This is a genomic window from Clostridium sp. ZS2-4, from assembly GCF_026719745.1.
Lineage (GTDB): Bacteria > Bacillota > Clostridia > Clostridiales > Clostridiaceae > Clostridium_H.
The window spans coordinates 255,829-270,878 of the sequence record NZ_JAPPRQ010000011.1; the positions used below are offsets into that span (position 1 = coordinate 255,829).

Annotated in this window: 15 protein-coding genes; 14 read left to right on the forward strand and 1 reads right to left on the reverse strand. The window is 28.0% G+C overall.

Going from position 1 to position 15,050, the window contains the following annotated elements; translation table 11 throughout:
- The 14 genes from dxs to scpB all read left to right on the forward strand — a co-directional run bounded on the left by dxs (position 1) and on the right by scpB (position 14,471).
- Complete coding sequence (gene dxs, locus OIO11_RS02420) at positions 1-1,860, forward strand: 1-deoxy-D-xylulose-5-phosphate synthase (protein WP_268069748.1); 1,860 nt, start codon at positions 1-3, stop codon at positions 1,858-1,860.
- A 36-nt stretch (positions 1,861-1,896) separates the two neighbouring features.
- Entirely contained in the window at positions 1,897-2,709 is an 813-nt protein-coding gene (locus OIO11_RS02425) for a TlyA family RNA methyltransferase (protein ID WP_268069749.1), read from the forward strand.
- Positions 2,710-2,720: 11 nt separating this feature from the next.
- Positions 2,721-3,542 (forward strand): NAD(+)/NADH kinase, encoded by an 822-nt coding sequence (locus OIO11_RS02430; protein WP_268069750.1) that lies wholly within the window; start codon positions 2,721-2,723, stop codon positions 3,540-3,542.
- Positions 3,543-3,560: 18 nt separating this feature from the next.
- Positions 3,561-4,016 (forward strand): arginine repressor, encoded by a 456-nt coding sequence (locus tag OIO11_RS02435; protein WP_268069751.1) that lies wholly within the window; start codon positions 3,561-3,563, stop codon positions 4,014-4,016.
- A 9-nt stretch (positions 4,017-4,025) separates the two neighbouring features.
- On the forward strand, positions 4,026-5,729 hold the full coding sequence (gene recN / locus OIO11_RS02440; protein ID WP_268069752.1) for a DNA repair protein RecN: 1,704 nt from the start codon (positions 4,026-4,028) through the stop codon (positions 5,727-5,729).
- A gap of 169 nt (positions 5,730-5,898) precedes the next feature.
- The gene (gene spoIVB / locus OIO11_RS02445; protein WP_268069753.1) at positions 5,899-7,113 is read left to right on the forward strand and encodes a SpoIVB peptidase; all 1,215 of its coding nucleotides are present in this window, start codon (positions 5,899-5,901) and stop codon (positions 7,111-7,113) included.
- A 160-nt stretch (positions 7,114-7,273) separates the two neighbouring features.
- Positions 7,274-8,086: a sporulation transcription factor Spo0A gene (gene spo0A, locus OIO11_RS02450; protein ID WP_268069754.1), complete on the forward strand. Its 813-nt coding sequence runs from the start codon at positions 7,274-7,276 to the stop codon at positions 8,084-8,086.
- Positions 8,087-8,114: 28 nt separating this feature from the next.
- Positions 8,115-8,633, forward strand: coding sequence for an NUDIX hydrolase (locus tag OIO11_RS02455; RefSeq protein ID WP_268069755.1), 519 nt, complete (start codon positions 8,115-8,117; stop codon positions 8,631-8,633).
- Between the two features lie 68 nt (positions 8,634-8,701).
- On the forward strand, positions 8,702-9,352 hold the full coding sequence (gene spoIIM / locus OIO11_RS02460; RefSeq protein ID WP_268069756.1) for a stage II sporulation protein M: 651 nt from the start codon (positions 8,702-8,704) through the stop codon (positions 9,350-9,352).
- Between the two features lie 267 nt (positions 9,353-9,619).
- Positions 9,620-10,498: a site-specific tyrosine recombinase XerD gene (xerD, locus tag OIO11_RS02465; RefSeq protein WP_268069757.1), complete on the forward strand. Its 879-nt coding sequence runs from the start codon at positions 9,620-9,622 to the stop codon at positions 10,496-10,498.
- Positions 10,499-10,658: 160 nt separating this feature from the next.
- Positions 10,659-11,834 carry a D-alanyl-D-alanine carboxypeptidase family protein gene (locus tag OIO11_RS02470; protein WP_268069758.1) on the forward strand — a complete coding sequence of 392 codons (1,176 nt, stop codon included), beginning with the start codon at positions 10,659-10,661 and terminating at the stop codon, positions 11,832-11,834.
- 121 nt (positions 11,835-11,955) lie between these two features.
- Positions 11,956-13,149 carry a CCA tRNA nucleotidyltransferase gene (locus OIO11_RS02475; RefSeq protein ID WP_268069759.1) on the forward strand — a complete coding sequence of 398 codons (1,194 nt, stop codon included), beginning with the start codon at positions 11,956-11,958 and terminating at the stop codon, positions 13,147-13,149.
- On the forward strand, positions 13,127-13,879 hold the full coding sequence (locus OIO11_RS02480) for a segregation/condensation protein A (protein WP_268069760.1): 753 nt from the start codon (positions 13,127-13,129) through the stop codon (positions 13,877-13,879). The genes OIO11_RS02475 and OIO11_RS02480 overlap by 23 nt, the downstream gene beginning before the upstream one ends.
- Positions 13,866-14,471 (forward strand): SMC-Scp complex subunit ScpB, encoded by a 606-nt coding sequence (gene scpB / locus OIO11_RS02485; RefSeq protein WP_268069761.1) that lies wholly within the window; start codon positions 13,866-13,868, stop codon positions 14,469-14,471. The genes OIO11_RS02480 and scpB overlap by 14 nt, the downstream gene beginning before the upstream one ends.
- A 2-nt stretch (positions 14,472-14,473) precedes the next feature.
- Here the strand turns inward: scpB and ytfJ are convergent, their stop codons facing one another.
- Entirely contained in the window at positions 14,474-14,893 is a 420-nt protein-coding gene (gene ytfJ / locus OIO11_RS02490; RefSeq protein ID WP_268069762.1) for a GerW family sporulation protein, read from the reverse strand.
- Positions 14,894-15,050 lie beyond the last annotated feature (157 nt).

Below are 15,050 nucleotides of genomic sequence, written 5' to 3' on the forward strand. Positions count from 1 at the left end.
ATGTATAGTATACTTGATAAACTTGATAATGTAAATGATTTAAAAAAATTATCATATAAAGAATTAAAAGAATTATCAAAAGAATTAAGAGAATTTTTAATTGATAAAACATCTAAGACTGGAGGGCATTTAGCTTCTAATTTAGGTGTAGTAGAACTTACCCTAAGTTTGTATCAAGTGTTTAATATAGATAAAGACAAAATTGTATGGGATGTTGGACACCAAACATATATACATAAGATATTAACCGGAAGAAAGGATAAATTTAATACATTAAAACAATATAAAGGTATTAGCGGTTTCCCTAAAAGATGTGAAAGTAAGTATGATGTTTTTGAAACGGGACACAGCAGTACCTCTATTTCTGCAGCTCTAGGAATTGCACGATCAAGAGATTTAAATAAAGAAGATTATAGTGTAGTTGCAGTTATAGGTGATGGAGCATTAACTGGAGGCATGGCTTTAGAAGCTCTAAACGATGTTGGAGACAGAAAAACAGATTTAATTATAATTTTAAACGATAACCAGATGTCAATTGCTAAAAATGTTGGAGGGGTTTCTACATATTTAAGTAAATTGAGGATTGATCCTAAATATAATAAATTTAAAGAGGATTTTAATGATATACTTAGAAAAACAAATTTCGGGAATAGTGTTGCGGACTCAATAAAAAAAATAAAATCTGGAATTAAACAGATAGTGGTTCCAGGAATGTTTTTTGAGGATATGGGTATTAAATATCTTGGACCAATCGATGGGCATAATATTAAGGAATTAAGAAAAGTTTTCACAATGGCCAAGGAAATTAAAGGACCAGTTATTATACATACTATTACTAAAAAAGGTAAAGGATATAAATTTGCTGAAGAAAGTCCTGATAAGTTTCATGGAATTTCTGCCTTTAATAGAAATACTGGAGAAGTAGAAAAAAAGAATATTTGTACATATTCAAAGACTTTTGGAAATGAAATGTTAAAATTAGCTTCTACAAATGAAAAAATTGTAGCAATTACTGCTGCAATGAGAGATGGTACAGGACTTGCTGAATTCAGTGAAAAATTTAAAGATAGATTTTTTGATGTAGGCATAGCTGAACAACATGCGGTAACACTAGCAGCAGGTATGGCTTTATCAGGTTTAAGACCTGTATTTGCTGTATACTCTACTTTTCTTCAAAGAGCATATGATCAAGTAATTCATGATGTATGTCAACAGAATCTACCAGTAGTTTTTGCAATAGATAGAGCAGGAATTGTAGGGAATGATGGTGAAACTCATCAAGGAGTATTTGATATATCCTATCTGTGTCATATGCCTAATATGACTATAATGAGTCCCAAGTGTATTGATGAATTAAGATATATGCTTCGTTGGGCCGTAGAGCAAGATTTCCCGGTAGCAATTAGGTATCCAAGAGGAGGAGACAGTGCCGATTTGATGCTAAAGCCTTTAACTGATTTTAAAAAAGGTAAATGGGAAATATTGTATAGGGAAGGAAATATTGCTGTAATTGCTGTGGGTAAAATGGTTCAAATGGCTTTGGAAGCAAGAGAAAAACTGAAATCACAAGGCATAGATGTTACTATTATAAATGCTAATTTCATAAAGCCAATAGACAAAAATATGATTAAATATCTAATATCAAATAATTATAAAATCGTTACTGTAGAAGACAATGCAAAGCTAGGTGGGTTAGGTTCTATGGTGTTGGATTATGCAAATTCAATAGATAAAAATGTGAAAATTTTAAACTTAGGATATGAAGATAATTTTATTTCTCATGGAAGTGTAGAAATTTTATATAAAATAAATAAATTAGATGCAGATGGTATATTTGAAAACATCGTTAAAATAATATAATGAATTTTAAATAAATATAGATAAAGGAGTTTTAAAATGAGCTCAGCAAAAAAAGAAAGATTAGATATGCTTTTAGTAAAAAAAAATTTTTTTGAATCCAGAGAAAGAGCTAAAGCTAGTATTATGGCTGGAGAAATATTTGTAGATGGTGAGAGAATAGACAAATGTGGTGAAAAAGTTTTTGAAAACGCTAATATAGAATTTAAAGGACAAGTTATGCCCTATGTAAGTAGAGGGGGATTTAAACTTGAAAAAGCAATAAAAAGCTTTAAAATAGATTTAAAGGATAAAACATGCATGGACATAGGAGCTTCTACTGGGGGATTCAGTGATTGTATGCTTCAAAATGGAGCAAAAAAAGTATTTGCAATTGACGTAGGATATGGTCAATTTGCATGGAAATTAAGAATAGATCCTAGAGTTGTGTGTATGGAAAGAACTAATGCCAGACACTTAACGTATGAAGATATTGGAGAGTATTCAGACTTTGCAAGTATAGATGTATCATTTATATCTTTAAAAAAAATAATACCTGCAATTGTTAATTTGTTAAATAATAAAGGTGAAATTGTAGCTTTAATAAAGCCTCAGTTTGAAGCAGGAAGAGATAAAATTGGAAAAAAAGGTGTTGTTAGAGAGGCAAGTACACATAAGGAAGTAATAAATAACATACTAAGTTTCTTAGTAGAAAGCAATTTGAAAATTATTGGACTGGATCATTCACCAATCAAAGGACCAGAAGGAAATATCGAATATTTGGTATACTTTACAAAAGACAAGGAATATGAGAAGGAATTTAATTTTGAAACAGTAAATACCGTTGTTGATTCTTCACATGACAATCTATAGCAGGAGGAAAAATGAAAAATATAGGTGTTAACATTAATAGTAGCAAGTTTATTGATAAAGAAGTTATTGATAATATAATTTACAAAATCAAAAAGAATATTAAAGATGCAAATGTAAAAATATATACTAACTGCAGTGGATTAAAGAGCCTGGAAAGTGAAAAAGTTGATATTGTCATATCTTTAGGTGGTGATGGCACTATTTTGAGTACTGCTAGAGCTATAGCACCATATGGAATTCCTATATTGGGTATAAACATGGGAAATTTAGGTTTTTTGACAGGTGTTGAGAGCTTGGAGTTTGAGGCTGCTATTGAGAATTTAAGCAAAGGTAAGTTTCATATTGAAGATAGAATGATGCTTCAGTGTGAAATTGTCAATGAAGAAAATAAAAAAACTTATAGTTGTCTTAATGATGTAGTAATTTCTAAAGGAACATTATCAAGAATATTTAAATATGACATATTTATCAATGATAAATTTTACACATCTTTTAAGGCGGATGGAGTAATTGTATCTACTCCTACTGGTTCTACAGCATATGCACTTTCAGCTGGAGGTCCTATAATTTATCCAACTCTAGATGTGATATTACTTACGCCTATATGTCCTCATTCCATGCAAATGAGAAGTATAATACTTGAAAGTAAAAGTGAAATTAGTATATTGATTGATAAAAAAAATGAAAGCGCTTTTTTAACTGTAGATGGGCAAAAATCAATTGAATTAGATAAAAAGGAAAAAATTACAATCAAGCAACATGATGTGAAATGTAAATTGATTAAAATAGATGGATATGATTATTTTGAAGTATTAAGAAAAAAAATTTTTTAGTTATTAAGGAGATATAATATGAAATTAGAACGTCATTCAAAAATTTTAGAAATTATAAAATCAAAAGATATTGAGACACAGGAAGAATTAGCAGAAGAACTTAAAAAAATAGGAATGGATGTTACCCAAGCCACTGTATCAAGAGATATAAAGGAACTGAAATTAATTAAGGTTCTATCAGATAAAGGTACATATAAGTATGCAGCAATTGAACCAAGTGAAAATTTTCTGTCTAACAAATTAGTAAATATTTTTACTCATACTGTAATGAGTGTTGAGAATGTTCAAAATATTGTAGTTGTAAAGACTATTTCAGGTTCAGGTTCTGCAGCAGCAGAATCTATTGATTCTATGAATTTTACAGGAATTGCTGGAAGTATAGCTGGAGATAATACAATTTTTATTTTGGCTATTAATGAAGAAAAAGCATTGGAATTGGTTAAAAAACTTAAGAAGATGCTTTTGGCAAAGTAGGAGGGTACTATGCTTCTTCAAATAAATATTAAAAATTTTGCATTAATAGAACAATTAAGCATATCCTTTGAAAAAGGATTTAATATTTTAACAGGTGAAACAGGAGCAGGTAAATCTATAATAATTGATGCTATAAATTTTGTTCTTGGAGGAAAATTCAACAAAGGTTTAATAAGAAATGGGGAAGAAAAGACTTTTGTTGAAGCAATTTTTGATATAGAAAATAAAAACTCATTTGATATTTTAAGAGAAATGGAAATAGACTTTGAGGATTTGATTATAATCAGCAGAGAAACTTTCAAGTCAGGAAAAAGTGTTGTGAAAATAAATGGTAAATCTATTTTAATGTCACAAGTTAAAAAGCTTTCAGAAACTTTAATAAATATTCATGGTCAGCATGAAAATCAAGAGTTATTAAACTATTCTACTCATATATCTTATTTAGATAAATTTGGAGAGAAAAGATTAAATAAGGTGATTGAGGAATACAATGTTAATTATCGAAAATTAACAGAGATAGATAATAAAATATCTGATTTAGGTGTAAATAATGGAGAAAGAGAGAAAATAATTGATTTTTTAAAATATCAAATTGATGAAATAAATAATGCAAATCTAAAACCTGACGAGGATATAGAATTAGAAAAAAGATATACATTTCTTAATAATGCTGAAAAGATTAGTAATGTTCTTATTAGCAGTTATAAAATTTTATATGACAGTAACGATGATTTTTCATCTGTATATGATTCTTTAAATAAAGTGATACGTGAATTAAGAGTCATCCAGGATAAATTAGAAGAGGTGAAAATTATTGCTGATTCATTAGAAGAATCATACTTTAATATAGAACAAAATATTACTGATATTAGAAACATACGACAAAATATATCTTATGACAGAAATGAATTGGAACATATTAATAGTAGAATATTTCAAATAGATACATATAAAAGAAAATATGGAAAAACCATTGAAGAAATTTTAAACTATAAAGAAAAAATTTCTAAACAATTTGATGAAATGATTAATTGCAACGAAATTATTGAAAAATTACAAAAAGAACGTACAACTATTTGCAATGATATGAAGAAACAAGCTAAAGTTATTCACAACTTAAGAAAGGAAATTGCAGAAATTTTAGAAGAAAGAATAAAAAAAGAATTGGATTATGTTGGATTAGAAAAAAGTATATTTAAAATAAACATATCTTTGGAAAATGATTTTTTCCATAATGGATGTGACAAGGTACAATTCTTAATATCAACAAATCCAGGTCAGCCTCTTAAATCATTAGACAGTGTTGTATCTGGTGGAGAATTATCAAGAATAATGCTGGGTTTAAAAACTGTTTTTGTAAATAAAGAAGAAATTCCTTCGATTATATTTGATGAAATAGATACAGGTATAAGTGGAAGAATAGCTCAAAGAGTTGCTGAAAAAATGTATCTTATATCTAGAAATTGTCAAGTGTTTTGTGTAACGCATCTTCCACAGATTGCAAGTATGTCGGATGTGCATTTTTTAGTTTCTAAAAATATAAAAGATGAAAAAACATTTACCGATATAAAGAAGATGTGTGAAAAACAAAAAGAAGAAGAAATATCAAGAATGATTGGTGGATCAGAAATCACAGATTTAACATTAGAACATTCAAAAGAAATGATTAAGTTAGCAAATGAGAAAAAAATAGAATTAACTTCTATAGAATAAATTCATAATCAGTATATGATTATGAATTTTTTGTTTTTTCTAAATAAATTATCATATATTTGCTTTACTATTAAAGAATTACTAAGTTTCAAAACATACAATAGCATAATAAATTTTTAAAAAGGGCAAATTAAAATCAAACAGAGTGTGTTATGCAGGAGGTATAAATATGAAAAGTAAAAAGCAATGCATAATATGCTGGATTTTAATTCCGCTCATAGTTTTAATAACCAGTATATATTATAATACTGCAACTTTACCTGATACAATTTTTTTAAAAGAAAATGAGCAATTAAATTCTAATTATATTTTAAAACTAAACAAATATTCATTTATGCATAAGAATTTAAAGGAAAATGAAGAAACTATAGATGTTAGTTTTTTAGGAATATTGCCTATAAAATCTGTTTCAGTTAAATCTGCACCAGAAATTTATGTTTATCCTGGTGGAACACCATTAGGTGTTAAATTAACTACTAAAGGTGTTTTGGTAGTGGCATTTTCAGATATAGAAACTACTCGAGGAAAAGTTATTAGTCCATCAGCAGAAAGTGGAATACAAGTAGGAGATATTATTTTAAAAGTAAATGATTCAAGTATAAATAATTCAGATGAACTTATCAGAGAAATAGACTTAAATAAAAATAAGAAACTTAAAATAGTCCTAGAAAGAAATAATAAAATAATTGAAAAAACAGTAAAGCCTATAAAAAATAAAGATGATGAAAACTATAAAATTGGCTTATGGGTTAGAGATTCAACCTCAGGAGTAGGAACATTGACTTTTTATGATGGAAAAACTAAAAAATTTGGAGCATTGGGACATCCTATTACAGATGTGGATACTGGAACCATATTAAAGATTAATCAAGGCGAAATAATTGAGTCATCTATTATTTCTTTAAGAAAAGGTCAAAAAGGCAATCCGGGAGAATTAAGAGGAATATTTATTAATGAAGAAACAGCTTTAGGAAGAGTAAATAAAAACACCATATGTGGAATATATGGATGTGGAAATGACAAATTAGTTAATAAAAAATATAACAGTCCCATGAAAATTGCTTTAAGAAACGAAATAAAAGAAGGACCAGCAAAGATTTTGACAACTGTTGAAGGAGCAGAACCTCAGTTATATGATATAAAAATTGAAAAATTATTGATACAAGATGAACCAGGACCTAAAAGTATGATTATAAAAGTTACTGATCCAGTATTATTAAGCAAAACAGGTGGAATTGTTCAAGGCATGAGTGGAAGTCCTATAATACAAGATAATAAACTTGTAGGAGCTGTAACTCATGTCTTAATAAACAGACCTGATGTAGGATATGGAATTTATATTGAGTGGATGTTGAAAGATGCGGATATTTTGATGAATTACTAGCAATGTCATACTAATAAGAGTAAAATAAAAGGATAGCGCAAGCTATCTTTTTATGTTGTCATAATAAATTTGAAAATTTTTCTAAAGAAGAAGGAATTATTAATCTTTTGTCGAATTTAACTGTTAAGAAATGGAATAGACGTAAAGGAGCGATATATTGATGGAAAATAATAAAATAAGTGTTGTTATTGCAGATGATAACAAAGAATTTTGTAACATTCTTAATGATTATTTATTAAATCAAAGAGATATTGTAGTTACAGGGGTTGCAAAAGATGGTATTGAAGCATTAAAGCTTATACAAGAAAAACAGCCTGATTTAGTAGTACTTGATATAATAATGCCGCATTTAGATGGATTAGGTGTACTAGAAAGATTAAATACAATAAATATAGACCCAATGCCAAGAGTGATAGTATTATCAGCAGTAGGACAGGATAAGATTACACAAAGAGCTATTACACTAGGAGCAGATTATTATGTAGTAAAACCATTTGATATGGACGTATTTACAAAAAGAATTAGACAAATGTTTAACAATACTATATCAAGTGACCAAGTTAAGAAAACAGTTTCATTAATTGAAACAGAAGAAATTAAAGTTAGAAAAAGTGAGCCTTTAGATTTAGAATCGGAAATCACAAACATAATACATGAAATAGGTGTTCCTGCACATATTAAAGGTTATATGTATTTAAGAGAAGCAATAAGCATGGTAGTAAACGATGTAGAATTATTATCAGCAGTTACTAAAGAATTATACCCATCAATAGCAAAAAAATATAATACAACTGCCAGTAGAGTAGAAAGAGCTATAAGACATGCAATAGAAGTAGCGTGGTCAAGAGGACAGGTAGAAACTATAAATAAGATTTTTGGGTATACTATACATAACGGAAAAGGTAAGCCTACTAATTCTGAATTTATAGCTATGGTAGCTGATAAATTAAGATTAAAGAATAAAGTAAGCTAATTAATTTTAATATCTTGGAGGCTTTTAGATGAATTGTTTTGAAAAAACTCTAGAAGAAGTAAATAAATATGAAGGTAAAATTATAAGAGTAGATGAAAGGCTTGTAAAATTGCCAAACGGCAAGGAAGCAAAAAGAGAAATTGTAAAGCATCCAGGAGGAGTGGCTATTTTAGCATATAAAACAAAAAATACTGTGCTTTTGGTAGAACAGTTTAGAAATCCTTTAGGAAAATGTATATTAGAGATTCCGGCAGGTAAATTAGAATATAAAGAAGATATTGAAGCTTGCGGAAGAAGAGAGTTGGAGGAAGAAACTGGATACAAAGCAGGCAAATTTAATTATTTGGGTAAAATAGCTACTACACCTGGATTTTGTGATGAATATATTTATTTATATAAGGCAGAAGATTTATTTGAAGGTAAGATAGGCGGAGATGAAGATGAATTTATTAATATACATGAAGTAAAAATAGAAAAAGTTAAAGATATGATAAAGAATGGTGAAATTATAGATGCAAAAACTATTTCCGTTTTCATGATGATTTAAATGTGCATATTACTTCTTTTGTAATCATAAATATTAAAAAAGATGATTAACAAAAGGAGGAATAATGCATGAAAAACATTAAAACTATTGCAAATCTATATGAGCACATACATAGAAATTTATTATTATATATTATAAGTTTATTATTTCTATGTATAGGTATAGTGCTTGGAATTTATACAGTAAAATATATGGGGGAAGTCGAAAAAAATAGTTTGGTAAGTTGCTTTTTAGAATTTACTAAAGATATAGATTTAAGCAAAATAGATAAAAAACACATATTTTTACAAGCGGTAAGAAATAATGTACCAATAATCATATGTATATGGTTTTTAGGGCTTTCTATGCTTGGAATTCCAATAATACTTATTCTTGACTTAATTAAAGGATTTACAATAGGTTTTACAACTAGCTTTGTTATTAATGGTTTAGGAACTAAAGGAGTACTTGTAAATATTTTAGCAATATTCCCTCAGAATATAATATACATTCCCTGTATAGTCATTGCTTCTGTTACTGCAATGGAATTCTCACTAATACTTTTAAAGCATAATGAATTTAAAACTTTAAAAGGCAATAGTCTGGTTAGAATAGTACCTTATTCAACAATATTTTTACTTCTCCTTGGACTTATGTTAATAGGATTTTTTCTAGAAGGATATATAAGTCCTAATATGTTAAAACTTTTAGTAATGGGTGCAGGATGTGCTTGGGGATGAATGATATTAAGGACATAAATAACTTTATAATATTAATTTTAAAGTGCATTTTAATAATTTTGTTTTTGGGAACAATATTACCACATGTTTTTGACATAGTAATAAAAATGTTTATAATTAAATATAAACCTGCAAGGAACAGTATCATGGTTTTTAATGTTTTAAGCAAAAACAAGATTATTTTATGGAAATTCATTTATCTTGTAAATCAGTTTTTTTATTTATAATCAATAAGTTATATATGTAATAAGAAATTGGAGAAAAATTATGGAAAAATATTTAGCTAAATTTATTGAAGATATGAGAAAAAGGGAATTAAGTAATAATACTGTTGATGCATACAAACGGGATATAAAGAAATTTAATGATTTCTTATCTAAAAGGGAAGAGGATGCCATAAATGTAGATATGGTATCTATAATGGCTTATGTTCAAACTTTAAAAAAAGAAGGACGAGCAAATAGTTCTATTATCAGAAATTTAGTTTCACTTAGAAATTTTTATAAATATTTAATCAAGAGTGGGAAAATTCATGACAATCCTCTTGTTAACTATGAAGTTCCGAAGAATAAACGCAATATTCCAGAGATTCTTACAGTAGATGAAGTTGACAGATTTTTGGATGCTCCTGACTGCAGCACCTATAAAGGTGTTCGTGATAAGACTATGTTGGAAATTATGTATGCTGCAGGAATAAAAGTATCTGAATTATTAAACTTAAGTATTTTTGATACAAACACAAAATTAGCTTATATAAAATGTAAAGGAACAAAAAATAAAGAGAGAATTATTCCTATAGGAAGTTATGCAGTAAATTGCTTGAATGAATATTTACAAATACGGGAAAATATTCATTCAGATAATTCAAATCTTTTGTTTTTTAACTTAAGAGGTGAAAAGATGACAAGGCAGGGATTTTGGAAGATAGTAAAGCAATATGCTAAAGAAACAAAAATAAACAAAAGGATAAATTCTTATACCTTAAGACATTCTTTTGCAGTACATTTGCTCCAAAATGGTGCAGATATGAAATCAGTACAGGAATTATTAGGACATAATTCCATAGCAACTACTCAAATTTATTCAGGTATTTGCAAACAAAGCAAAATAGTTGATGTATACAAGAGTGCACATCCAAGAGCATAGCTTTAGGGGTGTGCATTTACTTAGATAGAAAAATATTTTATATAAAATAAGTGGCTTATATTTAAGACACTTATTTTTATTTTTTGATATTTTGTCATAATCTTATTTAAATTGGTAAAAATAAAATTGTAACTTCAAGTAGTGTAGAAAGGGGATAAATATGAAATTTAAAAATAAGGCGTTAATATGTATTTTGTTATCAGTAATTTTCATAAGTCAAATATTTGTATTGACAGTTAAGGCAGAGGGGAATGGTCTTGATGTGGAAGCTAGAGCGGGACTGTTAATGGAACCTTGCAGCGGTAAAATTATATATGAAAAAAATATTCATGAAAAATTTGCTCCTGCATCTGTAACTAAAATAATGACAATGCTTATAACTATGGAAAATGTTGATTCAGGAAAAATTAAGTTGACTGATACGGTTGTAGTCAGTGAAAATGCAAAAAAAATGGGAGGAAACGGCAGCAGTAGTATGCTTTTGGATACAGGTGAAACAAGAACCGTTGAGGAGCTTTTGAAAGGAGTTGCTATAGCGTCAGGAAATGATGCAGCAGTTACTTTGGCTGAATACATAAGTGGAAATGAAGCTGCTTTTGTAAAAAAAATGAATGAAAGAGCACAAGAGTTAGGTATGAAGGATACGACTTTTAAGAATTGCCATGGTCTTTCTGCTGAGGGACATTTAACAAGTGCATATGATATTGCACTTATGTCTCGTGAGTTGTTGAAGCATGAAAAAATTTTAAAATATACAGGCACATATATGGAAACTATATCTGAAGGTAGAAAACAACCTATTGGATTGGTTAATCACAATAAATTAGTTAGATTTTATAAAGGCTGTGACGGATTAAAGACGGGATTTACAAATGAGGCAAAATATTGTATTTCAGCTACAGCAACAAGAGATAATATAAGAATGTTATCTGTTATAATGGGAGCGCCAACTTATAAAGTTAGAAACAGAGATGCCAGTATGCTTATGAACTATGGATTTTCTAAATTTGAAGCTAAAAAGGTTTTAGTTAAACATGATGATGTAGAAAAGGTTCCTTTAAATAAAAAAGGCGATAAGTTTATTATGGCAAAAGCGGGAGAAGATTTTAACGTAATTTTAGAAAGAGGAGTAGAAAATAAAATTACTAAGAAATGTGTTTTAAAAACAGGTATGAAAGAATATAAAAAGAATGAAGAAATAGGTTATTGTGAAGTATATGTAAATGAAAAACTTTATGGAAAAGTTCCAATTTATAGTGATAGAGATATAAAGGCACATAATCTATTTGACAATATTAAATATCACTTGATGGATTTATTTGATAAAGCTATCTAAAGTAAGAAAGTCCGCAGTATAGCCTGTGGACTTTTTGTTTTTTATATTATAATATAAAGTGAAACTTAATTCAGATGGAAATTTTACTCTATCTGAATTTTAAATATCAGAGGTATATGCAATGAATATTATAGAAAATTTCAGTATAGAAGAAAAATTTGTAATTAATTTAGTTAAGAATGAGTGTATTAAACAAGGAGTTAAAGTTTATATTGTAGGTGGAGCAGTTAGAGATGGGCTTTTGGGCAAGAAAGTTAATGACATTGATATATGTGTAACTACAAATCCAATTAATATTATCAACAATATGAAATATATAAAAAAATATAAGTATCATGAAAATTTTCAGACGAGTACTATAATATTTAATAATGGTATTACAATTGATTTAATAAGATGCAGAAAAGAGTGTTATGATTTTGATGGAGCGTTACCAAATGTTATTCCTTCAGATATATATGCGGATCTTTATAGAAGGGATTTTACAATAAATGCTGTAGCATATGATTTAATTGACAAAAAAATTATTGATTTCTTTAATGGAGTTGAAGATATTAAGTTAAAAAGAATCAGGAAAGTACATGGAAATAGTTATTGTGAAGATCCAACCAGAATATTTAGAGGGGTAAGGTATGCAGTAAGGTATGAATTTAATCTTTACGATAAAAGTGAAATTGAAGATACTGTATTTAACGGTATGATACATAGGATAAGTGAAGACAGAATTATGAGAGAAATATATCTTATGTGCATGGAAGAGGAATGGATTAAGAATATTACATATTGTAATGAACTTAAAATAATGAATACAGAAGATAAGTTACTGGGGAAAAAAAATCAGTTTTGTGATTATTACTATATTAATAACCGAATTCTAAATTTGTTTTTAGCCTTAAATGATGAGCAGTTTATAAAAATTTTTATAAATAACTCTGTTTTAGAAAAACAGCTTAGAAAATCTTTAAAAGATTATATAGATTCAAAAGCAGTAGTAGAAAGTATATTAGTTAATACAGTAAGTAATTTTGAAATATATAGAGTATTTAAAAATTTTAGCTTAGATGAGATTAAAATGTTCAGTTTTAACAAATTATTTAAATACAAAATTATAAATTATTTAAAGAATATGAAAGGAACAGTTTTGGCAGTAAATGGACATGATTTATTTAGTTTAGGAATACAACAAGGAGAAGATGTAGGTAAAATTATTAATTATCTAAAACAAATAAAAATAGATACTTTGCTTTCGATAGAAAAGTATTATCTTAAAAGAAATTTAGGAGAGATTTTAAATGGCATTGAACATAAAAATTGAAAATTTTGAAGGCCCGTTTGATTTGCTATTACATTTAATAAAAAAGAATGAAATGGATATATCCGATATTAAAATTTACGATATTACTACTCAATATTTGAAATATTTAGATGGAATGAAAGAAATTGATTTAGAGATTACCTCAGAATTTATAGTTACAGCGGCAACCTTGCTTGAAATAAAGTCAAAAATGCTTTTACCAAAATCAAATGATAATGAAGAGAGTGAAGAAGAAGATCCAAGAAAAGAATTGGTAAGCAAGCTTTTAGAATATAAAAAATTTAAATTAGTGGCTAATTTTTTAGCAGAAAGAGAGAAAAAAATTGGTATTACTTTTCAGAAAAAGCCTGAAATAATCGAAGAAAAGAAGGATAACATTGACAATAAAGATATTTTAAAAGATATAACTATTCTACATTTATTCAATATATATAATAAATTAATAACTAATTACCAAAATAAAATGAATACTGATAATGTAATAGAAAAAGAAATTCCTTTAGATAAGTTTAAGGTAGAGGATAAAATGGTTGAGATAAGTAATGAAATTATAAGTAGTAAAAAGGTATACTTTTCTAAACTTATGAATAAGTGCTTAAGTAAGATTGAGAAGGTTGTTACTTTCTTAGCACTGCTTGAATTAATCAAAATGAGGATGATATCCGTAATTCAAGAGGGAAATTTTAAAGAAATATATATGGAGGAGATAGGAAGTAATGAAAGAGAATAATATTAGTCAAATTGAAATAAAGGAGGCTTCTACTAAAAAAAGATATTTTTCAATAATAGAATCTCTTTTATTTGTAACTGGAGATCCTTTAAATCTTAAAGAAATTTCTTCAATTATTGAATGTACAGAAATATATACGAGCAAGTTACTTGAAGAGTTAAGATGTTTATATGATCAAGAAGAAAGAGGGATAAGCCTCATCAGCATGCATAACGAATATATGTTTGTTACAAAATCAGAAAATAGTGATTATGTTCAGAAATTACTAAAAACAAATTCAAGACAAGGACTGTCTAGAGCAGCTTTGGAGACTTTAGCCGTTATTGTGTACAAACAACCCATAACAAGAGTAGAAATTGATGAGATAAGAGGGGTTAAAAGTGATAAAGCTATTCAGAGTTTAATAGAAAAGAATTTAATTAAAGAGGCTGGTAGAAGAAAAGTGCCAGGTAGACCAATTATGTATGTAACAACTGATGAATTTTTAAAGCATTTTGGATTACAAGAGTTAAAGCAGATGCCATTATTAGAAAATTTTACAGAATATGATGAATTTGAGGGTGAAGATGAAATAGCTGTAGAGGAAGAATAAATTTATTCTTCCTCTACAGTTATTTCATCGTTCTCTTTTTTAGAAGCTTTTTGAGAAAATGAGTTTTTCAATATGTCTATAATTTGTGGAATTCCATCTACAATTTTGTCATATGTATTTTTCTGATTAACAGGAAGAAGTCTTACAGAACCTTCTTTTATTACTAAGAATGCTACAGGTTTAATTGTAACTCCAGAGCCTGAACCACCACCAAATGGAAAATTCGAGTTGGTATTGTTCTGATTTTTAGGTGGAAATTCACTTCCGCCTGAGGCAAAGCCTAAAGATACTGTAGATATAGGTATAATTAATGTTCCATCTACTGTTTCAACAGGATCACCTACTATAGTGTTTACATCAATCATATCTTTTAAATTTTCTAAGGTGCTTTTCATTAAACCTTCTATAGGATGCGTTTCCAATTATATTACCTCCTTTGTGTTTAGTGATTTATAGTCGCTTGCAGAATTCCACAAGCATTGATTTGTCTAATTTTTAAGCCGTTAGGCTTTTATATTTTCCTCCACTGCGACATAATAGAATTACACCACATAAAACCAAACACCACAGAGGAGGAGA